This window comes from Bradyrhizobium sp. cir1 (assembly GCF_014198245.1).
GTDB lineage: Bacteria > Pseudomonadota > Alphaproteobacteria > Rhizobiales > Xanthobacteraceae > Bradyrhizobium.
Genome location: NZ_JACIHE010000003.1, coordinates 267,708 through 289,272 on the forward strand (window position 1 = coordinate 267,708; position 21,565 = coordinate 289,272).

Sequence of the window (21,565 nt, forward strand, 5' to 3'; positions counted from 1 at the left end):
TGTTTGCAGCTGCGCGCCGAGCAAGCGGCGTGCAGCCGCCATAATTGGAAAGGGAAAAATGAAGACATCGATAAAGCTTGAATTGTCGGAGGCCAGGCATATGGCCGCGGCTGCGCTCCAAAAGGCCGCCCAAATCGGCGTGCCGGAGACGGTTTGCGTGGTGGACGAGGGCGGCTATCCCCTCGTTCTCGAACGGATGGATGGTGCGCGCGTCACCGGGCCGCAGATCGCCTGGAACAAGGCGTTCACCGCCGCCGGACACAAGCGGTCGACGCATCTCTTCAATCAGGCACCGAACGGACCAGCACTGCCTGGCAATGAAGCTTTCGGCATCCAGTGGAGCTTCGAAGGCAGGTTCGCCATATTCGTCGGCGGCTTCCCGATCGTTATCGACGACGAGGTCGTCGGCGGCGTCGGGCTGAGCGGCGGTAATGGCGAGCAGGACACTCATTGCGGATTGGCCGCGCTGCAAGCCCTGCAGGAACTGCTGCGCGGCCATCGCGTGCTTGTCGCCGCCGACATCAAGAAGTGATCCATTGAGCTTAAGCGGAGCGGGCTGATGTCGCATCGGATTCAACTGCCGCGAACGGGGGAATCGTTCGAAGCCCTGATCGGCGAAACCGTCTTGCAGGCGGCGCAGCGCGCGGGGGCCGCACTCGCGCATGATTGCGGGGCGGGCGGCTGCGGCACTTGCCGGGTCAGGCTGATCGAAGGCGCGGTGACTTACGACGAATTTCCGTTTGCGCTGACGGAAGAGGAGGCGAGCGCCGGATACGCGCTGGCCTGCCAAGCTCGCCCCACCACCGACTTGGTGATCGAAGCTTCGCGTGCGGTCGAACTGCTGCCCGACCCGGAGCGCCACACAGCCGTCATTCGATCGGTGCGCGCCATCGCTCCCCGAGTCGCCCACCTTACGCTGGAAGTAGAGGCCGTCGGGGCGCTGGCCTATCGTCCTGGGCAATACGCGAACGTCGTTCTCGATGATGGAGAAACGCGCAGCTTCTCGATGGCGTCCGCGCCGCGCGAGCGGCTGATTGACTTCTATATTCGCCGGCAGGAAGGCGGCTTCTTCACCGAACGCATGCTGGCCGCGGCGCGGAAGGGCGATATGCTGGAGGTGGAAATCCCACGTGGTTCATTCGTCCACCACAAGGAGGATGACCGGCCGCTGTTGATGGTCGCGACCGGCACGGGGATCGCGCCGATCAAGGCGATGCTTGAAGGCTTGATGGATGATCCGGATTGTCCGCCGGTGAATCTTTACTGGGGGGCCCGAACCGTCGCCGATCTATATCTTCACGACGCCATCCCCACCTGGGGGCAACGGCTCTACGGTTTCAACTATGTGCCGGTGCTTTCACGAGGGACTACACCGCTTTGCCGCAGTGGCTATGTGCAGGACGCTGTCGCCGCCGATTTCGACGATCTCTCCGAGCACGCGATCTACCTGTGCGGCTCACCAATGATGATCGCCAGCGCTTTGCAGACGTTCCTCGATCGCGGTGCTGTGCGCGAGCGCATCTACACCGAAGGCTTCACAGTCCAGACACGGACCAACCCGGCTTAATCTGATGACCATTCAGCTCACGACCCAGGGCGCAGCGGGCTCAATCGGAGCGCCCAACACGCCCATGCTCCGCCTGTCGACCGAGGACCAGGCACGCCTCGCGAGGTTGAACCGGCATTGGAATGACGACATCGTCAGGCACCGCGCCGAAGTTCTTGAGATCTATGCGCCTTTGATCCGGCGGATGGACAAGGATGGAATAGCGGTATTCCGCGATATCGGCTACGGCGCCGACCCGCGGCAACGACTCGACCTCTTCGTACCGCCCGGCGCCGAGCAATGTCAGATCCTGATCTTCGTCCATGGTGGCGCCTTCACACGCGGCAGCAAGAGCGCTGCTGGCGACTTCTACGACAACGTGGCCTACTGGTTTGCGCGCCAGGGCTTCGTTGCAGTCAACGTGGAGTATCGTTTGGCTCCGGCGGCGCCGTTTCCTGCCGGAGCACAAGATGTTGGGCGGGCGGTCGCCTGGGTGGCGGAGAATATCGCCACCTATGGAGGCGATCCGGGCGATGTGGTGCTGATGGGCCATTCGGCCGGAGGATGCCATGTCGCCTCCTACCTGCTCGATCCGCTGGCCTGGGACGAACCCTATGCCGGCGTCTCTGCTACCGTTTTCGTCAGCGCGCGGTTGCGCTTGGAGTGTCTGTCCAGCAACCCCAACGCCTCGAACGTGGTCGCCTATTGCAGCGCCGATCCGGCGGTGCTCGAGCGCTGCTCGCCCGTCAACCACGCCGAGCGCTGTCGCTGGCCTGTGTTCATTGCGATTGCCGAGTACGAGAACCGCTATCTCGATGCCTATGGACTGGAGTTTGCGGCGCGACTGGCGATGACCCGCGGCCAGGCCCCTCGCATGGTGCAGATGCAGGGGCACAACCACAGCTCGATCATCGCCCACTTCAACTCCGGCGAAGACCGGCTCGGCCGGGAGATCCTCGCCTTTCTCGCCGCCAACAAAGAAACCCCGCGATGATCAAGCTGCCAGCGCCGCCCAAGCCACGCGGGAACGATCGTCCGACGGTGACCTTTGGAGGACTCGTCCAGCTCGGCGGACAGGTGTCCCGGGACGACGCCGGCATGGCGATCACGCGGCGCCTCGTGTCCGGCGACGATCTCGCCACGGCACGCCAGGCTGCGGAAACAGCAATGCTGAGGTGCCTGAGCGCCCTGGAGGCGGAGATCGGAAGCCTCGACCGAGCCGCGCAAATCCTCATGGTGCGCGGCTACATCCGCAGCATGCCGGATTTCGAGGCGCACCCGCAGGTGATGGACGCCGCCTCCGATATTCTGGTGTCGGTACTGGACGAACGCACGAGGTCCTTGGCAGTGTCGGCAAGAGACAGCGCAGCTTCGATCTCGGCAGCTCTCTGGTTCATCAGACTCAGTCCCTCTTCGTCCACAGCGAGTGCCTTGCCGTCCCTGATGTCGAAGTAATAATGCGGCACCGGCATTGCCTTATTTGGGACGATGTGCCTGCTGGGCCTCTCGAGCCAGCCGTTCCGCTTTCAGGCGCTCGCGATTTTCATGAAGAGACTGTTGCGCCTTCGCATAGTCGGTCATCGGCTTCTTCGTTTCGACCGGCTTGAATGCTCTATTGGCCTCCCGCAGAGCCCGGGACGCGGGATGATCTTTCATCATCTTGACCTCGATGTGGGTGGACGGGCGCGATCTCGAAACGCGCCGGACCCGGCGTGTCCAGCTCGCGGCCGGTAGCGATCGATTTGTTGTCGGATGGCCGCCTGCGCTCCCACGGGCGCGCCGGTGCAGGGAACAACGGGGCGGAACCCCGTCTGTTCCCTGCAGGCGGCCTTTAATTCGGCATCGGTCGCTTCCCGGAGTGATCGCAGTGCCATCTCGTCTGGCGCCAATGAAAAGGCCGCCGCAACGGAAGCCACGCGGGTCCGATGCGGTGTGGGACGACAATGGCATAATACCCCTGTTTTGCCCGACGGGTCAACGCGATTTTCGCTAAACCAGAAATCCCCTTTGGTGCCAAGGGGGTCGCTACTGTGCATGGGGTTGTTTTTTCAGTTTTGGTTTGGGCCTGCGACCACATCGCCTTTTCTCATGCAAAAAGGGCCGCCCCTTCGGGCGGCCCTTTCGTCGTTCTCTGACAGACTCGCTTACTCAGCGGCCTGCTTCTGCGGCGGGTCGAGCGCGCCGGACTTGTGGATGTCGGCGACCTGGTGATCGCTGAAGCCGAGCACCGAGCGCAGGATCTCGTCGGTGTGCTCGCCGAGCAGCGGCGAGCGCTGCACGTCGCTCGGGCTATCCGACAGCTTGATCGGGTTGCCGACCGAGATGTACTTGCCGCGGGTGGGGTGATCGACCTCGACCACGGTGCCGGTGGCGCGCAGCGACTGGTCTTCGGCGATCTCCTTCATCGACAGGATCGGGCCGCAGGGGATGTCGTCCTTGTTGAGGATTTCCATCGCCTCGAACTTGGTCTTCGTCATCGTCCACTGCTCGATGCGGGCGAAGATCTCGTTCAGCCGCGGCAGGCGGGCCGCCGGCTTGGCGTAGTTCGGATCGGTCTTCCAGGTGGGCTCGCCGATCACGTCGCAGATCTTCTCCCAGACCGGAGCCTGGGTGATGAAGTAGATGTAGGCGTTCGGGTCGGTCTCCCAGCCCTTGCACTTCAGGATGCGGCCGGGCTGGCCGCCACCGGAATCGTTGCCGGCGCGCGGCACGGCATCGCCGAACGGAACGCCTTCGCCGAACTGGCTGTATTCCTTCAGCGGTCCGTGGGCGAGGCGCTGCTGGTCGCGCAGCTTGACGCGGGCGAGATTGAGTACGCCGTCCTGCATCGCGGCGGTGACCTTCTGGCCCTTGCCGGTGGTGGTACGCTGGTGAAGCGCGGCCAGGATGCCGATCGCGAGGTGCAGGCCGGTGCCGGTGTCGCCGATCTGCGCGCCGGTGACGAGCGGCAGGCCGTCGCGGAAGCCGGTGGTCGAGGCGGCGCCGCCGGTGCACTGCGCGACGTTCTCGTAGACCTTGCAGTCTTCATACGGTCCGGGACCAAAGCCCTTGATCGAGGCGACGATCATCCTCGGGTTGAGGCTATGGATCTTCTCCCAGGGGAAGCCCATGCGGTCGAGCACGCCGGGGCCGAAGTTTTCGACCAGCACGTCGCACTTCTTGATCAGCTCGGTCAGGACTTCCTTGCCCTTGGGGTTCTTGGTGTCGAGCGTGATCGAGCGCTTGTTGTGGTTGAGCATGGTGAAATACAGGCTGTCCACGTTCGGGATGTCCTGCAGCTGGCCGCGGGTGATGTCACCCACGCCGGGGCGTTCCACCTTGATCACGTCGGCGCCGAACCAGGCGAGCAGCTGCGTGCAGGTCGGTCCGGACTGGACGTGGGTGAAGTCGAGAATGCGAACGCCCGTGAGCGCTTTGGTCATCATGTTGCTCCTGTTACCACTTTGTTTCCGTCATGCCCGCGAAGGCGGGCATCCAGTATTCGCTGTCGTTTCAGTTGGGTTCAGTGCTCGCCACCAATGTGGTCCGGCGAATACTGGACTCCCCGCCTGCGCGGGGAGTGACCCGGCGGTCGATTACTTCTTCTTCTGCAGAACGCTCTGCGGATTGAGGTTGCCGATGCGGCCGCTCTCCGAGCCCGCGGCCGGATCGATCACCGCGTTGATGAGCGTCGGCTTGCCGGACTTCATCGCTTCGTTGACGGCGCGCTTGAGCTCGTCGGGGGAAGTGGCGTTCACGCCGACGCCGCCGAAGGCTTCCATCATCTTGTCGTAGCGCGCGCCCTTGACGAACACGGTCGTCGCCGGATCGGCGTTGGCGCCGTTGACGTCGGTGCCGCGATAGATGCCGTCATTGTTGAAGATGACGACACAGATCGGCAGGTTGTAGCGGCAGATGGTCTCGACCTCCATGCCGGAGAAGCCGAACGCCGAGTCGCCTTCCACCGCGAGCACGGGATGGCCGGTCTCGAGCGCGGCCGCAATCGCCTGGCCCATGCCGATGCCCATCACGCCCCAGGTGCCGACGTCGAGACGCTTGCGAGGGCGGTACATGTCGATGACGCCGCGGGCGAGGTCGAGCGTGTTGGCACCTTCGTTGACGAGGATCGCCTCGGGATACTCCTTGATGACGTTCTTCAAGACGCCGAGCGCGCCGTGATAGTCCATCGGCGACTTGTTGTTCATGAGCTTCGGCGCCATCTTGGCGACGTTCTCTTCGCGCTTGGACGAGATCGCCTTGGTCCATTCCGCGGGCGGCGCGGTCCAGCCAGAAGCCATCGCCTGGTTGAAGGCGGAGACGACCGAGCCGATGTCGCCGACGACAGGCGCGACGATCTCGACGTTGGAGTCCATTTCCTTCGGCTCGATGTCGACCTGGATGAACTTCTTCGGCGTTTCGCCCCAGCTCTTGCCCTTGCCGTGCGAGAGCAGCCAGTTCAGCCGCGCGCCGATCAGCAGCACGACGTCGGATTCTTTCAGCACGGTCGAGCGGGCAGCACCAGCGCACTGCGGATGGGTGTCGGGCAGAAGGCCCTTGGCCATGCTCATCGGCAGGAACGGCACGCCGCTCTTCTCGACGAAGCTCTTGATCTCCTCATCGGCCTGCGCGTAGGCCGCGCCCTTGCCGAGGATGATGAGCGGACGTTTTGCGCTTTTGAGCACGTCGAGTGCGCGCTTGATCGAAGCAGGCGAGGGGAGCTGCGCGGGCGCCGCGTCGATCACCTTGACCAGCGACTTCTGGCCGGCCTCGGCGTTCATCACCTGGCCGAACAGCTTTGCCGGCAGGTCGAGATAGACGCCGCCCGGACGGCCCGAGACCGCGGCGCGGATGGCGCGGGCGAAACCGATGCCGATGTCCTGGGCGTGCAGCACGCGATAGGCCGCCTTGCACAGCGGCTTTGCAATCGCGAGCTGGTCCATTTCCTCGTAGTCGCCCTGCTGGAGGTCGACGATCTCGCGCTCCGAGGAGCCCGAGACCAGGATCATCGGGTAGCAGTTGGTGGTGGCGTGCGCGAGCGCGGTGAGGCCGTTGAGGAAGCCGGGCGCCGACACCGTGAGGCAGACGCCGGGCTTCTTGGTGAGGTAGCCGGCGATGCCTGCGGCGTAGCCGGCGTTCTGCTCGTGACGGAAGGAGATCACGCGAATGCCTGCAGCCTGCGCCATGCGGCCCAAATCCGTGATCGGGATGCCCGGCACATTATAGATGGTGTTGATGCCGTTCAGCTTGAGCGCGTCGATGACGAGATGGAAGCCATCCGTCAGTTCCTGCTCGGTGCCCGGTGCTTCGGACTTGGTCGCGGTATTCAGCATGGGCCTTGTCTCCCTGGTCTCAAGTAGTGGGGCGAATTTTTCGCCCTTCTGGTGAACGTTGCTAGGTCAAGAGTTACGTAAACAGTTCCTGGCCATGCGCTTCGACGTAAGCGGCAAGGCCAAGGGTGTGGTCGCGGGCGCGCTTCTCGGCGAGTTCGGTGTCGCGCGCTTCCAGTGCTTCGATCATGCCGAGATGCTCGGGCAGGGACGTCGCGGTGCGGTCCTTGCGTCCGATGGTCAACTGGCGATAACCGCGCACATGCAGCAGCAGGTCGTTGGTGAGATCGACCAGCACAGGGGATTCCGACAGCGAGATCAGCGCCTGGTGGAAGGCGATGTTCGCCTTGGAGTATTCCTCCACATGATCTTCGGGCAGGCGGTCCTTGCCGAAATCCTTGAAGAAGTCGCGCAGCGCCGTGATGTCCTTCTTGCGCGCGGTGGTGGTGATGAGGCGCGCGGCCATGCTCTCCAGCGCCGCCCAGGCGCGGATCATGTCGACGATCTCGCTCTTGGTCCTGCGCACCACCATGATGCCGCGGCGCGGCACCGTCTTCACGAAACCGTCCTGCTCGAGCATCGCGATGGCTTCGCGGATCGGCGTGCGGCTCACGCCCAGTCGCTCGGACAGCGCGCGCTCGTCGAGCATCACCGGCTCGGGCGTCGAGTAGATGTCCATCTTGAGGATGGCTTCCTTCAAGGCGTCATACGCCTTGTTCTTGAAGCTGCTCTCCGGGGCAATACGAACGATTGCGATGTCTGCCTCGGCCATGTTCGGCAACGCCTTGGTTGGTTTCCGTAGTGACACGACGAATCTCCTCCAGTGGGAGTCGTCTTTTACAGGATTATTGACGGGAAAGTTTTTGGCATACCACATGCCAGAATGTCAAGCTGCCTATTTTTTGCGGCGTTCCAGGGTGCGCCGCGACTTGACAAGTTGGCTTCTGGCATACCAAATGCCATCGCCAGCCATTTTTGATCCAAGCCGGCGGAGTAATCTCAGGCTTTATGCCACTCCGTTCCGCGGCATGGAACAGAGCGCGGCGAATGGCAAGCATCACGGGCGGCCGCGACACGCGCGCGCTTTGCAAAGAACGAACCGAGGTCAAGGGAGAAGCCATATGTCCAATTCCAAAGATGCCGTCCGCAAGGTGCTTGACCAGGTCAAGGCGGACAACCGCACCAGCCTGACGGCGCCGGAAGGCAAGCTGGTCTGCGACGCCTACGGCATTCCGGTGCCGAAGGAGGGCGTGGCGAAGTCGGCAGGCGAGGCCGGCAAGATGGCTTCCTCCATGGGCTTCCCCGTCGTGATGAAGATCGTCTCGCCGGACATTCTCCACAAGACCGAAGCCGGCGGCGTCGTCGTCGGCCTCAAGACGGCCGAGGATGCCGAAAAGGCCTACGAGACCATCCTTTCCAACGCCAAGAAGTACAAGGCCGATGCCAAGATCGAAGGCGTCCAGGTGCAGCAGATGCTGGCCGGCGGCACCGAGGTCATCGTCGGCTCGATCACCGACGGCTCGTTCGGCAAGCTGGTGGCCTTCGGCCTCGGCGGCGTGCTGGTCGAGGTCTTGAAGGACATCACCTTCCGCCTCGCGCCCGCGACCAAGGAAGACGCGCTCTCGATGCTCGACGGCATTCAGGCGCATGAGATCCTGAAGGGCGTTCGTGGCGGCGAGCCGGTGAACCGCACGGCGCTCGCCGACGTCATCGTCAAGGTCTCGCAGCTCGTCACCGATTTCCCTGAAATCGTCGAGCTCGACCTCAACCCTGTGTTCGCGACCCCGAAGGGCGCAACCGCCGCCGACGTCCGCATCGTCGTCGACTTCGCCTACAAGCCCAAGCCGAAGCCGCGCCCGACCGAAGAGATCGTCGCGGCGATGAACCGCATCATGCAGCCGAAGGCGGTCGCCGTGATCGGCGCCTCCGCGGAGGACGGCAAGATCGGCAATTCCGTGATGAAGAACCTCATCAACGGCGGTTACAACGGCGAGATCATTCCGATCCATCCCAAGGCCGCCGAGATCCTCGGCTACAAGGCCTATAAGAGCGTCAAGGACGTACCGGGCGTGATCGACGTCGCGGTGTTCGCGATCCCGGCAAAATTCGTCGCCGGCGCGCTCACAGAATGCGGCGAGAAGAAAATCCCGGGCGCGGTGCTGATTCCGTCGGGCTTTGCCGAGGCCGGCGCGCCGGAGCTGCAGGCCGAGATCGTCGAGGTCGGCAAGAAGTACGACATCCGCCTGATGGGGCCGAACATCTACGGCTTCTACTATACGCCCGCCAATCTCTGCGCGACCTTCTGCACCGCCTACGACGTCAAGGGCCACGCCGCGCTGTCGTCGCAGTCGGGCGGCATCGGCATGGCCATCATCGGCTTCTCGCGTTCGGCCAAGATGGGCGTGTCCGCCATCGTCGGCCTCGGCAACAAATCCGACATCGACGAGGACGATCTGCTCGCGTTCTTCGAGCAGGATCCGAACACAAACCTGATCGCGCAGCACTGCGAAGACCTCAAGGACGGCCGCGCCTTTGCGGAAGCCGCCAAGCGCGTTTCCAAGAAGAAGCCGGTCGTCGTGCTCAAGGCCGGCCGTACCTCGGCCGGTGCGAAGGCGGCGTCCTCGCACACCGGCGCGCTCGCCGGCAACGACCGCATCTACGAGGATGTGTTCAAGCAGTCCGGCGTGATCCGCGCCCGCAGCTTGCGCCAGCTGCTCGAATTCGCCCGCGGCGTGCCGGTGCTGCCGACGCCGAAGGGCGAGAACGTGCTGATCATCACCGGTGCCGGCGGCTCGGGCGTGCTGCTGTCGGACTCCTGCGTCGACAACGGCCTGTCGCTGATGTCGATGCCGCCGGATCTCGATGCGGCGTTCCGCAAGTTCATCCCGCCGTTCGGTGCAGCCGGAAATCCTGTGGATATCACCGGCGGCGAGCCCCCGATCACCTACGTCAACACCGTGAAGCTCGGCCTGTCGGATGAGCGCATCCACGCGCTGATCCTCGGCTACTGGCACACCATCGTCACCCCGCCGATGGTGTTCGCCCGCAACATGGTCGAGGTGAAGAAGGAGATGGAGGCCAAGGGTTTCGTGAAGCCCATGGTCGCCTCGCTTGCCGGCGACGTCGAGGTCGAGGAAGCCGCCGAATATCTCTACCAGCACGGCATCCCGGCTTACGCCTATTCGACCGAGCTGCCGGTCGAGGTGTTAGGTGCCAAGTACAAGTGGGCGCGCGGGGCAGGGCTGCTCTGAGACGTTGACCTTCGCCTCTCCCCGCGTGCGGGGAGAGGCCGAATTCGAGCAAGGCTCGAATTCGGGTGAGGGGGACTCTCCGCGAGTCCCACTCTCACCGTCTTTGCGGAGATAGCCCCTCACCCCAGCCCTCTCCCCGCAAGAACGGGGAGAGGGAGAAGAGGCGGCTCGCGTCTTGTCTGATTGGCAAATGCAGGTCGCGATGAGCAAGAACGTGATCCGGCGCAAATCGCTCGAAGCCCGGCCGCCATCGGAGGTCGAGCACGAGGCGCGCGACGGCGGCGTGCAGTCTGTCGACCGCGCGCTGTCGATTCTCGAAACGCTGGCCGAGGACGACGAAGGCTACCGTCTCAGCGATCTCGCCGTCCGCACCGGCCTGTCAGCCTCGACCGTGCACCGGCTGCTGGCGACGCTTGAAAGCCGCCGCTTCGTGCAGTTCGACCGCGCCGAATCCAAATGGCATGTCGGCGTGCGCAGCTTCACCGTGGGCGCCAGCTTCGCCCGGCGGCGCAATTTCTCGGCGCAGGCCGTTCCTTACTTGCGCAAGCTGCGCGATCTCACCCGCGAAACCGCCAATCTCGCCGTCGTCGACGACGAGTTCATCATCGTGCTGACCCGCATGGAGAGCCGCGAGATCATGCGCTCGCTGACCAAGGTCGGCGGCCGCGTCCCCATGGTGACGTCGGGCGTCGGCAAGGCGGTGCTCGCGACCTATTCCGACGAGGACGTCGGCGCCGTCATCCGCCATCACGGCATGCCGCGCCTGACCGAAAAGTCGATCGTGCGGCCGAGCGACTTGTTCAGGGAGCTCGAAAAGATCCGCAAGCAGGGCTTTGCGATCGACGACGAGGAAGCCTGCATGGGCCTGCGCTGTATTGCCGCAGTCGTCTATAGCGACTGCGCCGAGCCGCTGGCCGCGATCTCCGTCTCCGGCATGACCAGCCGCCTGACCGACGACAGGCTGCCGGAAATCGGCCAGATCGTGCGCGAAGTCGCCGCCGAGCTGACCGTCGCGCTCGGCGGGGTGATGCCGACGTCCAGCTAAGGGGGAACCCAGGCCTGTCGCTGGACAGCATCGGCCGTTTTGGCTGATATGCGACCAAACGACACAATGCGGCACCTTGATCAACACGTCCGCACCAGCCTGGAGAATGCCCCATGTTTCGATTTTCCGCGCGCCTTGCCGGCGCAGCCGTTGCGCTGACCCTTGCGGCAGCGACGTCTGCCTTCGCCCAGCAGCTCGAGCTCAAGCTGATGGCGCCGGCGGCTCCGGGCGGGGGCTGGGACCAGACCGCGCGCTCGATGCAGCAGGCGCTGGTCGCTGCGGGGGTCGCACGCAGCGTGCAGGTCACCAACGTTCCCGGGGCCGGCGGCAGCGTCGGCATCGCGCAGTTCGTCAACGGCGCCAAGGGCGACGGCAACCAGATGATGGTCAACGGCTTCGTCATGGTCGGCGCGCTCGCCATGAACAAGTCGCCTGTCACCCTCGACCAGGTGACGCCGATCGCGCGCCTCACCGAGGAAATCCAGGTGATCGTGGTCCCTGCGAATTCGCCGATCAAGACTGCGCAGGACCTCGCCGCCGCGGTGAAGGCCGATATCGCCAAGGTGACCTTCGCCGGCGGCTCGGCCGGTGGCGTCGACCACGTGATGGCCGCGCTGTTCGCAGGCGCGGTCGGCGCCGACGCCAAGAAGATCAACTACATCCCGTTCTCCGGCGGCGGCGAGTCGCTCGCTGCGATCCTCGGCGGCAAGGTCACTGCGGGCATTTCGGGGCTGAGCGAATATGACGGGCAGATCAAGTCCGGCAAGCTGCGCGCGATCGGCGTGACCTCGGAGAAGCGCATCGCAGGCAGCGACATCCCGACCTTCAAGGAGCAGGGCATCGACCTCGTGATCGCCAACTGGCGCTCGGTGGTCGCACCTCCCGGCATCACGCCGGAGCAGCGCAAGACCTTGAGCGATGCGGTCGAGAAGATGGTGAAGTCGGACGCCTGGAAGGAGATCCTCAAGCAGAAGGGCTGGGAGGATGCCTATCTCGGCGGCGACGCCTTCGCCGACTTCCTGAAGAAGGAAACCGTGCGCGTCACCGACGTGCTGAAATCGGTCGGCCTCGTCAAGTCATGAGCTCAGGCGATCCTGCGCAGCCGCGGCGTGTCGATCGCGCCGGCATCATCATCGCCGCCTTGCTCGCCGCGCTCGCAGCGGTGCTGGTCTGGGACGCGCGCGGCCTGCAATCCGCGGCGATGTACGGCATGGGCCCCGAGGCGATGCCGGTCGTCATCGCCAGCGGCCTTGCGCTGCTCGCGATCGGCAATTTCATAGACGCGCTGCGCGGTAATTTGCCGGCGCGCGAGAGCACCGATCCCGTGCCGGTATTTCTGATCCTCGTCGGCCTTGCGCTGCTGATCGCCATCATCGGCTTCGGCGGCGGCTTCATCCTGGCGACCTCGGCGCTGTTCGTGACGACGTCGGCGGCGTTCGGCCGCCGCGCCGTCCTCGTCGACAGCGTCATTGCCCTCGTGATGTCGACCCTCATCTATCTCGCCTTTGACCGGCTGTTGACGCTGAGCCTTCCGGCCGGCCCCCTGGAGCGACTGCTGTGATGGACACTTTTGCGGCGCTGGCCCACGGCATGGCGGTCGCCATCCAGCCGATGAACCTGCTCTATGCGCTGATCGGCGTATTCCTCGGCACCGCCGTCGGCGTGTTGCCCGGCATCGGCCCGGCGCTGACGGTCGCGCTGCTGCTGCCCGTGACCTACAAGCTCGACCCCGGCGGCTCGCTGATCATGTTCGCGGGCATCTACTACGGCGGCATGTATGGCGGCTCGACCACCGCGATCCTGATCAATACGCCCGGCGAAAGCGCCTCGATGGCGACCGCGCTCGAAGGCAACAAGATGGCCAAGGCCGGCCGCGGCGGGCCCGCGCTCGCGACCTCCGCGATCGGCTCCTTTGTCGCCGGCACTATCGCCACCATCGGGCTCGCATTTCTTGCACCCTGGCTGGTCGATTTCGCCGTACGCTTCGGCCCCGAGGATTACTTCGCGCTGATGTGCGTCGCCTTCGTCACGGTATCGGCGACCTTCGGCGATTCCCCGGTCCGCGGCCTGACCAGCCTGTTCATCGGCCTGACGCTCGGCCTTGTCGGCATCGACAAGCTGACCGGCCAGGCACGGCTTGCGTTCGGCGTCCCTGAATTGCTCGACGGCGTCGAGGTGACGACGCTCGCGGTCGGCCTGTTCGCGGTGGGCGAGGCGCTCTACGTCGCCTCGCGCCGTCACCACACCGAGGAGAAGCTGGAGCCGGTGCGCGGCTCGCTGTGGATGACGAAGGAAGACTGGAAGCGGTCGTGGAAGCCGTGGCTGCGCGGCACCATGTTCGGCTTCCCGATCGGCGCGCTGCCCGCGGGCGGCGCGGAGATCCCGACCTTCCTGTCCTATTCGACCGAGAAACGGCTGACGAAGCACCCCGAGGAATTCGGCAAGGGCGCGATCGAAGGCGTCGCCGGACCCGAAGCCGCCAACAACGCGTCCGCCGCCGGCACGCTGGTGCCGCTCCTGACGCTTGGATTGCCGACCTCGGCCACGGCCGCGATGATGCTGGCGGGCTTCCAGCAATACGGCCTCAACCCGGGCCCGCTGCTGTTCGCCGAACGGCCTGACCTCGTGTGGGGCCTGATCGCAAGCCTCTTCATTGCCAACGTGATGCTGCTAGTGCTCAACCTGCCGCTGGTCGGCCTGTGGGTGCGGCTGCTCGCGATCCCGCAGCCCTGGCTCTATGCCGGCATCCTCGTGTTCGCGACCATGGGCACCATCGCCGCAAAGCCGTCGGTGGTCGAATTGTCGATGCTGGCCGGTTTCGGCGTGCTCGGCTTCCTGATGCGCCGGTTCGATTTCCCGATCGCGCCGGTCGTGGTCGGCCTGATCCTAGGCCCGATCGCCGAGAGCCAGTTGCGCCGCGCGCTTGCGATCAGCCTCGGCGATCCCATGACGCTGCTGCAGAGTCCGATCTCGGCGACGCTGCTTGGCGTCGCGCTGATCGCACTGCTGGCACCCTTCGTGTTGAAGGGGCTCGGCCGGTTCAAGGCGAACGAGGATTAGACGTTTCCAGACGCAATTATCTGCTACTCTGGCGTCCATCTCGCTGGGAAACGCCATGCCGTCCGAACTTCGCTCGCCCCGTCTCGCCGTCCTGATCGACGCCGACAATGCGTCCGCCAAGATCGCGGATGGATTGTTTGAAGAGATCGCCAAGATCGGCGAGGCCAGCGTTCGCCGCATCTACGGTGACTTCTCCAATGCGCGTTCCAGGGGCTGGGCCGACATCCTGTCGAAACATGCGATCATCCCGCAGCAGCAGTTCGCATATACGACGGGAAAGAACGCGTCGGACATTACCCTTGTCATCGACGCGATGGACCTGCTTCACAGCGGACGGTTCGATGGTTTCTGCCTCGTCTCGTCCGACAGCGACTTTACCCGTCTGGCCGCCCGTATCCGGGAGCAGGGCATCGATGTCTTTGGGTTCGGCGAGCAGAAGACGCCGGAAAGCTTCAGGCAGGCCTGCCGAAGGTTCGTCTACACAGAGAACCTGCTTGCCGGCACGACGACCACCCAGGACGCCGCTTCAAGATCTGCACCGCTTCAGCCGCCCGATGCCGCCACGCCCATCATCAAGAAAGTCATCACCCAGATGGAGAGTGAGGACGGTTGGGTCACGCTCGGAGAAGTCGGGCGGCAGCTTGCAAACCTGGCTTCCGATTTCGATCCGAGAACGTTCGGCTTCCGCAAGCTGAGCGATCTCGTGCGAAAGACGAATTCGTTCGAGATCGATGAGGCAAAGGGCCGGTCGATGCGAATCCGGGTCAAGCCCACTGCCGCACCGCCGCGGCGGAGGCGGAACTCGCGGCGATCTGCAGGGGCGGGCACGGCAGGCAGTTCGGCGCCTAAGACGTAAGCAGAGCCTGCCGCTATATTTGCGCTTGCCCGGTTTGGTGCGGGGCGTAACCATCGCTCGCCCGTAACGCCACGCGAGGGTCCCGATGACCAAACTCACCCGCTTCACCGTCGCACCGCTGCATGCGATGACCCGACGTCTGGCTGACGTCGCCTCGGCGCGCGTTGCGCCTGATTTGGTCATCACTGGCGCGCGGGTACTCTCGACCTATTCGGAGCGTATCCATCTGGGGCGGGAGGTCTGGATCATAGGCGGCCGCATCGCGGCGGTGAAGCCGGCCGGTACAGCGAAGAAGGCGTGGAGTGACGTACCGCTCTATGACGCCGCCGGGGGCATCGTCGCGCCGGGCCTCGTCGATCCGCACATCCATATCGAATCCTCGATGGTGACGGCCTGCGCCTATGCCGAGGCCGCGCTGCTCAACGGCACCACCACGATCTTCTGCGACAGCCACGAGATCGGCAACGTCATGGACGTCGCCGGCGTCGAGGCGATGCTGGAGGACGCACGCGAGGCGCCGCTCTCGATCTTCCTGACGGTGCCGAGCACGGTGCCTGCGACGTCGGCGGAGCTAGAGACGGCCGGGGGCGATCTCACGCCCGACAAGATCGCCGGCCTGTTCGACCGTTGGCCCGAGGCCGTGGCGCTCGGCGAGAAGATGGATTTCGTGCCTGTCACGATGGGCGATGAACGCAGCCACGCCATCCTCGCCGCCGCCTTGAAGCGGGGACGGCCGGTATCCGGCCATGTCTACGGCCGCGAATTCGTCGCGGCCTATGCGGCATCAGGCGTCACCGACACCCATGAGGCGATCGACCGCGACATCGCCGACGATCTGCTCGATGCCGGCGTCTGGGTGTTCCTGCGCGGCGGCCCGCCGACGACGCCCTGGCATTCGCTGCCGCAGGCCATCCGCACGATCACGGAGCTCGGCGCCTCGCACAAGCGCACGGCCATGTGCACCGACGACCGCGACGCCGACGATTTGCTTCTGTTCGGCCTCGATTGGGTCGTGCGCGAAGCCGTGAAGGCGGGCATGTCGCCGGAGCAGGCCTGGTCAATGGGCTCGCTGCACGGCGCCACGCGCTTCGGCATGGAAGGTGACATCGGCGGCCTCGGCGGCGGCCGCCGCGCCGATCTCGTGCTGATGGACGACCAGCTCAAGCCGCAATGCACCTGGTATGGCGGCGAGCTCGTGGTGGAGAACCGCAAGATCACGGCACGTCTCGATCAGGCGCTGTCGCAGCGCTATCAATATCCGAAGGCGGCCTATGCGACGGTGAAGCTGCCGGCGAAGGTCAAGCTGACGCCGGAGCTGCCCGCGAGGGCCTGCACCGTCAATGCGATCAAGACCGCGCTGCCGGGCATCACCTTGATCCACGAGAAGGTCGCGATCGAGCCCGCAAAGGACTGGCCGTCGTTGTTCGCGCGCTACGGCCTCTGCTTCGTCACGGTGGTCGAGCGCCACGGCAAATCGGCGGGCAATGTCGCCCATGGCCTGCTCAAGGATTTCGGCCTCAAGCGCGGCGCGGTCGCCTCCAGCGTCGGGCACGACAGCCACAACATCATCGTCGCCGGTACCAATGAGGCCGACATGCAGGTCGCGATCGCAGCGATCAAGGAACAGCAGGGCGGCGTCTGCGTCGTCGCCGACGGCAAGGTGAGGGCGCTGGTTCCGCTGCCGATCGCGGGGCTGCTCTCCGACAAGCGCGTTACGGAAGTCGCCGAGCAGGTCAAGGCGCTGAAGAAGGAATGGGCCGAGGCCGGCTGCACCATCCCGTACATGGGCTTCAATTTGATTCCGCTATCGGTCATTCCGGAAATTCGCATCACCGACAAGGGCCTCGTGCTGGTGCCGCAGATGGAGCTGGCGCCGCTGTTCGAGTGAAGCAGCTTTCACGCGTCTCACCGTCTAACTGCTTGAGGCCACCGCGATTTTTTCCACGGCTGCCGCATCGTGGAAAATAAAATCGATCTCGTTGAGATCGCATCCTGCGCACCTGATGATCTCGCTCGCTGACTTAAGCCAAAGCGAGGTCCGATATGGCGAAGATGCGAGCTGTCGATGCGGCTGTGCGAATCCTGGAGAAGGAGGGCATCTCGACTGCCTTCGGTGTTCCCGGGGCTGCGATCAACCCGCTTTACTCGGCGCTGAAGAAGCGTGGCTCGATCCGCCACATCTTGGCACGTCATGTCGAGGGCGCCTCGCACATGGCCGAAGGCTATACGCGGGCCAAGGCCGGCAATATCGGCGTCTGCATCGGCACCTCCGGGCCGGCCGGCACCGACATGATCACCGGGCTCTATTCGGCGATTGCCGATTCCATTCCGATCCTCTGCATCACCGGCCAGGCCCCGCGCGCGCGGCTCTACAAGGAAGACTTCCAGGCCGTCGACATCGAGTCGATCGCCAAGCCCGTGACCAAATGGGCGGTGACGGTGCGCGAGCCAGCGCTGGTGCCGCGCGTGTTCAGCCAGGCCTTCCACATCATGCGCTCGGGCCGGCCGGGGCCGGTGCTGATCGACATGCCGCTCGACGTGCAGCTCGCCGAGATCGAGTTCGACGACGAGACCTATGAACCGCTGCCGGTCTACAAGCCCACAGCGACGCGCAAGCAGGTCGAGAGGGCGCTGGAGATGCTCAACGCCGCCGAACGGCCGCTGATCGTCGCGGGTGGCGGCATCATCAACGCCGATGCGTCGGACCTGCTGGTCGAGTTCGCCGAGATCGCCAACGTGCCTGTCGTGCCGACGCTGATGGGGTGGGGCGCGATTCCCGACGATCACGTGCTGATGGCCGGCATGGTCGGTCTTCAGACCAGCCATCGCTATGGCAATGCCACGCTGCTGGAATCCGACTTCGTGCTCGGCATCGGCAACCGCTGGGCCAATCGTCATACTGGATCGGTCGAGACCTACACCAAGGGCCGCAAATTCGTTCACGTGGACATCGAGCCGACCCAGATCGGGCGCGTGTTCAATCCCGACCTCGGCATCGTCTCGGACGCAAAGGCCGCGCTCGAACTCTTCGTCACCGTCGCCAGGGAGTGGCGGCGGTCAGGCAGGCTTCGCGAGCGTCAGGCATGGCCCGCTGCCTGCCGCGATCGCAAGAAGACGATGCTGCGCAAGAGCCATTTCGACAACGTCCCGATCAAGCCGCAGCGTGTCTATGAGGAGATGAACAAGGCGTTCGGCCGCGACACCACCTATGTCACCGTGATCGGCCTGTCGCAGATCGCCGGCGCGCAATTCCTCGGTGTCTACAAGCCGCGCAACTGGATCAATGCCGGGCAGGCGGGCCCGCTCGGCTGGACACTGCCCGCTGCCCTCGGCGTGCGCGCGGCGTGTCCGGAGCGAGAGATCGTCGCGCTGTCGGGCGACTACGACTTCCAGTTCCTGATCGAGGAGCTCGCGGTCGGCGCGCAGTTCAATCTGCCCTACATCCACGTCGTCGTGAACAATTCCTATCTCGGCCTGATCCGCCAGGCCCAGCGCGGCTTCGACATGGACTACCACGTCCAGCTCTCCTTCGAGAACATCAACGCGCCCGAGATCGGCGTCTACGGCGTCGACCATGTCGCGGTCGCCGAAGGCCTCGGCTGCAAGGCGATCCGCGTCACGGATCCGAAGGACACGCAGGCCGCGTTCGCCACCGCGCGTGAATTGATGGCCAAGCACCGCGTGCCCGTGGTGGTCGAGTTCATCCTCGAGCGCGTCACCAACATCGCGATGGGCACGGAGATCGACAACATCGTCGAGTTCGAGGAGGTGCTGGATCTGCCGCTCGACGAGGTCGGCACCACGCGCGTGTTGCAGCCGGCGGAATAGGGGGAGAGCATCATGCCGAAGTTTGCCGCCAACCTCACCATGCTCTTCAACGAGATGCCGTTCCTCGACCGCTTCGCGGCGGCGAAAGCGGCAGGCTTTGCCGGGGTCGAATATCTCTTCCCCTATGATTTCGACAAGGCGCAGCTGCGCGAGCAGCTGGAGGCCCACGGCCTGACGCAGGTGCTGCACAATCTCCCCGCAGGCAACTGGGCTGGGGGCGAGCGCGGCATAGCGATCCTGCCCGACCGCACCGCCGAATTCCGCGACGGCGTGTTCCGGGCCATCGACTATGCCAAGGCGCTCGATTGCGAGCAGCTCAACTGCCTCGTCGGCATCGCGCCTGTCGATGCCGATCCGCGCGAGCTTCAGGAGACGCTGGTCGGAAACCTGCGCTTTGCGGCCTCGACGCTGGCGCGGGAGAACATCAAGCTGCTGGTCGAGCCGATCAACACGCTCGACATTCCCGGCTTCTACCTCAACGGCACCGAGCAGGCGGTGCAGCTGATCTCCGAGGTGCGCTCGAACAACCTCTTCATCCAGTACGACATCTATCACATGCAGATCATGGAGGGCGATCTCGCCCGCACCATGCAGGAATATCTGCCCCAGATCGCCCACATCCAGCTCGCTGACAATCCCGGCCGCCATGAGCCCGGCACCGGCGAGATCAACTATCCCTTCCTGTTCCGCCATCTCGACGCGATCGGTTATCGCGGCTGGATCGGCTGCGAATACAAGCCGCGCACCACGACGCTGGAAGGCCTCTCCTGGCACGCGGCACAGACGTTTGAGACGTGAGGACATCCTGATATGATCGACATCGGCTTCATCGGACTTGGCACCATGGGACGGCCGATGGCCGGCCACCTCCTGGCCGCGGGCCATCGTGTGTTCCTGCATGACGTCGCGCCGGTCGCGGCCGAGCTGATCTCTGCGGGCGGCATCGTCTGCAAATCGGCCAGGGAGGTGGCGGAGCAGGCGGACGCCGTCATCATCATGGTGCCGGATACGCCGCATGTGGAGGCCGTGCTGTTCGGCAAGGACGGCGTCGCGAGCGGCATCTCCAAGGGTAAGATCGTCGTCGACATGAGCTCGATCTCGCCGCTGGCGACGAAGGAGTTTGCGAGGAAGATCGAGGCGCTCGGCGCCGATTATCTCGACGCGCCGGTGTCGGGCGGGGAGGTCGGGGCGAAAGCTGCGAGCCTCACCATCATGGTCGGCGGTCCCGAGCGGGCCTTTGGCACCATGAAGCCGGTCTTCGACAAGATGGGGAAGAACGTCACCCATGTCGGCGCCAATGGCGACGGCCAGACCACGAAGGTCGCCAACCAGATCATCGTCGCGCTGACGATCGAGGCGGTGAGCGAAGCGCTGCTGTTTGCATCGAAGGCCGGCGCGAATCCCGCGCTGGTACGCAAGGCGCTGATGGGCGGCTTCGCCTCGTCGCGGATTCTCGAGGTGCATGGCGAGCGCATGGTGAAGCGCAATTTCGATCCGGGCTTCCGCATCGAACTGCACCAGAAAGATCTCAACCTCGCGCTCGAAGGCGCGCGCGCACTCGGCCTGTCACTGCCGAGCACGGCGGTGGCGCAGCAATTGTTCTCGTCCTGCACCGCGCATGGCGGCAGGGCCTGGGATCACTCGGCCATGGTACGGGCGCTGGAACTGATGGCGGGTCACGAGATCGCCGCGAGCTGAACTGTTACGCGGTAACAGTCTCCAGACGTGTGATGCATCTTTCGTCGCAGGGGAACCGGAACAATGCTCCAGCCCCGCGGGTTGAAGATGTACAACAATCACTGGAGGCGTAAGGACATGAAAACCCGTCTTGCGATTACGTTGGCTGCTGCGTCGCTGCTGGCGTCGAGCGCAGCCTTTGCCCAGTCGACGACCGAACAGGGCGCCCGAGAAGGCGCGCGCGCGGGTGGCGATATCGGCGGACCGATCGGCGCGATGGTCGGCGGCACCGTCGGTGCGGCCGTTGGCGCGGGCCTAGAAATTCCGAATGCGGTGCTGGGCGGAATCCCGCGCGATCATTCCGTCGTGGTTCACGAGCGCGTCGTCGTCGGCGAGCCACTGCCCCCGACCGTGGTGCTGCGGCCCGTGCCGAACTACACCGAGTATCGCTACGCGGTCGTGAACGATCGCCGCGTGATCGTCGAGCCGCGCACGCGCCGCGTCGTCAGGATCATCGATTGATCGGCGCAGCGTCGCATAGCTGAATCGGGCCCTGCGGAGCATCGCTCCGCGGGGCCTCAGCTTGTCAGGGCCGAGTTTGCCCGAAACCGGGTCATGACCCAATCGGCGACGGCGGCGAGCGCAAAGCCGATGCAGGCGGTGCCGGCATCGACCAGAAAATCCTCCAGCCGCGCATGGCGCCCCGGCGCCCAGAATTGCATCAGTTCGAGCAGGCCGATCAGGACCACCGAAACGGTCGCAACTGCCAGGCGCCGCTGCCGGTAGGCGAGGCCGAAGGCCAGCCCGACAAGGATGAAGGCCAGCGCATGCTCGCCGTCCTGGCCGAGATCGGAATGGGGCCGCAGGCCCGGAGGCCCGAGCGTTGCAAAGGTGACGGCGGCGGCGAGCAGCCAGGCAAAGAAACGAACAAAAATGGACATCCGGTGCCGATAGCACGGAATCGCGACATCCTGTTGCGGGCTGCGGATCAGATCG

General features: G+C 64.7%; 20 protein-coding genes. 14 read left to right on the plus strand and 6 right to left on the minus strand.

The annotated features are described in order from the left end of the window. Nucleotides 1-58 precede the first annotated feature (58 nt). Genes GGD63_RS09620 through GGD63_RS09630 form a run of 3 tightly spaced genes read left to right on the plus strand, consistent with a single transcriptional unit; the run spans nucleotide 59 to nucleotide 2,540 of the window. Nucleotides 59-532, plus strand: a complete 474-nt coding sequence (locus tag GGD63_RS09620) for a heme-binding protein (protein WP_183241173.1) — start codon at nucleotides 59-61, stop codon at nucleotides 530-532. Nucleotides 533-559: 27 nt separating this feature from the next. After that, nucleotides 560-1,567, plus strand: coding sequence for a 2Fe-2S iron-sulfur cluster-binding protein (locus GGD63_RS09625; RefSeq protein WP_183241174.1), 1,008 nt, complete (start codon nucleotides 560-562; stop codon nucleotides 1,565-1,567). Between the two features lie 4 nt (nucleotides 1,568-1,571). After that, the gene (locus tag GGD63_RS09630) at nucleotides 1,572-2,540 is read left to right on the plus strand and encodes an alpha/beta hydrolase (RefSeq protein WP_210315723.1); all 969 of its coding nucleotides are present in this window, start codon (nucleotides 1,572-1,574) and stop codon (nucleotides 2,538-2,540) included. A gap of 250 nt (nucleotides 2,541-2,790) precedes the next feature. Here the strand turns inward: GGD63_RS09630 and GGD63_RS40930 are convergent, their stop codons facing one another. The 5 genes from GGD63_RS40930 to GGD63_RS09655 all read right to left on the minus strand — a co-directional run bounded on the left by GGD63_RS40930 (nucleotide 2,791) and on the right by GGD63_RS09655 (nucleotide 7,624). Continuing rightward, complete coding sequence (locus GGD63_RS40930; RefSeq protein WP_409334048.1) at nucleotides 2,791-3,018, minus strand: DUF6894 family protein; 228 nt, start codon at nucleotides 3,016-3,018, stop codon at nucleotides 2,791-2,793. A 4-nt stretch (nucleotides 3,019-3,022) separates the two neighbouring features. Next, nucleotides 3,023-3,205 (minus strand): hypothetical protein, encoded by a 183-nt coding sequence (locus tag GGD63_RS09640; RefSeq protein ID WP_183241178.1) that lies wholly within the window; start codon nucleotides 3,203-3,205, stop codon nucleotides 3,023-3,025. 485 nt (nucleotides 3,206-3,690) lie between these two features. Beyond that, on the minus strand, nucleotides 3,691-4,968 hold the full coding sequence (frc, locus tag GGD63_RS09645; protein WP_183241629.1) for a formyl-CoA transferase: 1,278 nt from the start codon (nucleotides 4,966-4,968) through the stop codon (nucleotides 3,691-3,693). 153 nt (nucleotides 4,969-5,121) lie between these two features. After that, complete coding sequence (oxc, locus tag GGD63_RS09650) at nucleotides 5,122-6,855, minus strand: oxalyl-CoA decarboxylase (protein WP_183241180.1); 1,734 nt, start codon at nucleotides 6,853-6,855, stop codon at nucleotides 5,122-5,124. Nucleotides 6,856-6,928: 73 nt separating this feature from the next. Beyond that, nucleotides 6,929-7,624 (minus strand): GntR family transcriptional regulator, encoded by a 696-nt coding sequence (locus GGD63_RS09655; RefSeq protein WP_164936202.1) that lies wholly within the window; start codon nucleotides 7,622-7,624, stop codon nucleotides 6,929-6,931. A gap of 349 nt (nucleotides 7,625-7,973) precedes the next feature. Here GGD63_RS09655 and GGD63_RS09660 point away from each other — a divergent pair, with 349 nt between their 5' ends. From GGD63_RS09660 to GGD63_RS09710, 11 genes are all read left to right on the plus strand, one after another. Beyond that, entirely contained in the window at nucleotides 7,974-10,103 is a 2,130-nt protein-coding gene (locus tag GGD63_RS09660; protein WP_183241182.1) for an acetate--CoA ligase family protein, read from the plus strand. 202 nt (nucleotides 10,104-10,305) lie between these two features. After that, complete coding sequence (locus GGD63_RS09665; RefSeq protein WP_183241631.1) at nucleotides 10,306-11,148, plus strand: IclR family transcriptional regulator; 843 nt, start codon at nucleotides 10,306-10,308, stop codon at nucleotides 11,146-11,148. Between the two features lie 113 nt (nucleotides 11,149-11,261). Then, nucleotides 11,262-12,230, plus strand: a complete 969-nt coding sequence (locus GGD63_RS09670) for a tripartite tricarboxylate transporter substrate binding protein (RefSeq protein WP_183241184.1) — start codon at nucleotides 11,262-11,264, stop codon at nucleotides 12,228-12,230. Continuing rightward, nucleotides 12,227-12,709 (plus strand): tripartite tricarboxylate transporter TctB family protein, encoded by a 483-nt coding sequence (locus GGD63_RS09675; RefSeq protein WP_183241185.1) that lies wholly within the window; start codon nucleotides 12,227-12,229, stop codon nucleotides 12,707-12,709. The genes GGD63_RS09670 and GGD63_RS09675 overlap by 4 nt, the downstream gene beginning before the upstream one ends. After that, nucleotides 12,709-14,208 (plus strand): tripartite tricarboxylate transporter permease, encoded by a 1,500-nt coding sequence (locus tag GGD63_RS09680; protein ID WP_183241187.1) that lies wholly within the window; start codon nucleotides 12,709-12,711, stop codon nucleotides 14,206-14,208. Before GGD63_RS09675 ends, GGD63_RS09680 begins: the two co-directional genes overlap by 1 nt. 55 nt (nucleotides 14,209-14,263) lie before the next feature. Then, on the plus strand, nucleotides 14,264-15,064 hold the full coding sequence (locus GGD63_RS09685) for an NYN domain-containing protein (protein ID WP_183241189.1): 801 nt from the start codon (nucleotides 14,264-14,266) through the stop codon (nucleotides 15,062-15,064). Between the two features lie 85 nt (nucleotides 15,065-15,149). Next, nucleotides 15,150-16,952 carry an adenine deaminase C-terminal domain-containing protein gene (locus GGD63_RS09690; protein ID WP_183241191.1) on the plus strand — a complete coding sequence of 601 codons (1,803 nt, stop codon included), beginning with the start codon at nucleotides 15,150-15,152 and terminating at the stop codon, nucleotides 16,950-16,952. Nucleotides 16,953-17,107: 155 nt separating this feature from the next. Continuing rightward, nucleotides 17,108-18,892 (plus strand): glyoxylate carboligase, encoded by a 1,785-nt coding sequence (gene gcl, locus GGD63_RS09695; RefSeq protein ID WP_183241197.1) that lies wholly within the window; start codon nucleotides 17,108-17,110, stop codon nucleotides 18,890-18,892. 12 nt (nucleotides 18,893-18,904) lie between these two features. Beyond that, nucleotides 18,905-19,690 (plus strand): hydroxypyruvate isomerase, encoded by a 786-nt coding sequence (gene hyi / locus GGD63_RS09700; protein ID WP_183241198.1) that lies wholly within the window; start codon nucleotides 18,905-18,907, stop codon nucleotides 19,688-19,690. Between the two features lie 12 nt (nucleotides 19,691-19,702). Further along, nucleotides 19,703-20,590 (plus strand): 2-hydroxy-3-oxopropionate reductase, encoded by an 888-nt coding sequence (locus tag GGD63_RS09705; protein WP_183241200.1) that lies wholly within the window; start codon nucleotides 19,703-19,705, stop codon nucleotides 20,588-20,590. Nucleotides 20,591-20,707: 117 nt separating this feature from the next. Continuing rightward, nucleotides 20,708-21,091, plus strand: a complete 384-nt coding sequence (locus tag GGD63_RS09710) for a DUF1236 domain-containing protein (protein ID WP_183241202.1) — start codon at nucleotides 20,708-20,710, stop codon at nucleotides 21,089-21,091. A gap of 56 nt (nucleotides 21,092-21,147) precedes the next feature. On the opposite strand, the gene GGD63_RS09715 is transcribed toward GGD63_RS09710, so the two are convergent. Further along, nucleotides 21,148-21,510: a VanZ family protein gene (locus GGD63_RS09715; protein WP_183241204.1), complete on the minus strand. Its 363-nt coding sequence runs from the start codon at nucleotides 21,508-21,510 to the stop codon at nucleotides 21,148-21,150. Between the last annotated feature and the right edge of the window lie 55 nt (nucleotides 21,511-21,565).

What these genes read in the sequence shown, in the direction of transcription:
- GGD63_RS09660 (WP_183241182.1), top strand. Translation starts at nt 7,974, where the DNA reads ATGTCCAATTCCAAAGATGCCGTCCGCAAGGTGCTTGACCAGGTCAAG.
- GGD63_RS09625 (WP_183241174.1), top strand. Translation starts at nt 560, where the DNA reads ATGTCGCATCGGATTCAACTGCCGCGAACGGGGGAATCGTTCGAAGCC.
- GGD63_RS09620 (WP_183241173.1), top strand. Translation starts at nt 59, where the DNA reads ATGAAGACATCGATAAAGCTTGAATTGTCGGAGGCCAGGCATATGGCC.
- GGD63_RS09665 (WP_183241631.1), top strand. Translation starts at nt 10,306, where the DNA reads ATGAGCAAGAACGTGATCCGGCGCAAATCGCTCGAAGCCCGGCCGCCA.
- GGD63_RS09705 (WP_183241200.1), top strand. Translation starts at nt 19,703, where the DNA reads ATGATCGACATCGGCTTCATCGGACTTGGCACCATGGGACGGCCGATG.
- GGD63_RS09640 (WP_183241178.1), bottom strand. Translation starts at nt 3,205, where the DNA reads ATGATGAAAGATCATCCCGCGTCCCGGGCTCTGCGGGAGGCCAATAGA.
- GGD63_RS09675 (WP_183241185.1), top strand. Translation starts at nt 12,227, where the DNA reads ATGAGCTCAGGCGATCCTGCGCAGCCGCGGCGTGTCGATCGCGCCGGC.
- GGD63_RS09715 (WP_183241204.1), bottom strand. Translation starts at nt 21,510, where the DNA reads ATGTCCATTTTTGTTCGTTTCTTTGCCTGGCTGCTCGCCGCCGCCGTC.
- GGD63_RS09655 (WP_164936202.1), bottom strand. Translation starts at nt 7,624, where the DNA reads ATGGCCGAGGCAGACATCGCAATCGTTCGTATTGCCCCGGAGAGCAGC.
- frc (WP_183241629.1), bottom strand. Translation starts at nt 4,968, where the DNA reads ATGACCAAAGCGCTCACGGGCGTTCGCATTCTCGACTTCACCCACGTC.
- GGD63_RS09690 (WP_183241191.1), top strand. Translation starts at nt 15,150, where the DNA reads ATGACCAAACTCACCCGCTTCACCGTCGCACCGCTGCATGCGATGACC.
- gcl (WP_183241197.1), top strand. Translation starts at nt 17,108, where the DNA reads ATGGCGAAGATGCGAGCTGTCGATGCGGCTGTGCGAATCCTGGAGAAG.
- hyi (WP_183241198.1), top strand. Translation starts at nt 18,905, where the DNA reads ATGCCGAAGTTTGCCGCCAACCTCACCATGCTCTTCAACGAGATGCCG.
- GGD63_RS09685 (WP_183241189.1), top strand. Translation starts at nt 14,264, where the DNA reads ATGCCGTCCGAACTTCGCTCGCCCCGTCTCGCCGTCCTGATCGACGCC.
- GGD63_RS09630 (WP_210315723.1), top strand. Translation starts at nt 1,572, where the DNA reads ATGACCATTCAGCTCACGACCCAGGGCGCAGCGGGCTCAATCGGAGCG.
- GGD63_RS09710 (WP_183241202.1), top strand. Translation starts at nt 20,708, where the DNA reads ATGAAAACCCGTCTTGCGATTACGTTGGCTGCTGCGTCGCTGCTGGCG.
- GGD63_RS40930 (WP_409334048.1), bottom strand. Translation starts at nt 3,018, where the DNA reads ATGCCGGTGCCGCATTATTACTTCGACATCAGGGACGGCAAGGCACTC.
- GGD63_RS09670 (WP_183241184.1), top strand. Translation starts at nt 11,262, where the DNA reads ATGTTTCGATTTTCCGCGCGCCTTGCCGGCGCAGCCGTTGCGCTGACC.
- oxc (WP_183241180.1), bottom strand. Translation starts at nt 6,855, where the DNA reads ATGCTGAATACCGCGACCAAGTCCGAAGCACCGGGCACCGAGCAGGAA.
- GGD63_RS09680 (WP_183241187.1), top strand. Translation starts at nt 12,709, where the DNA reads ATGGACACTTTTGCGGCGCTGGCCCACGGCATGGCGGTCGCCATCCAG.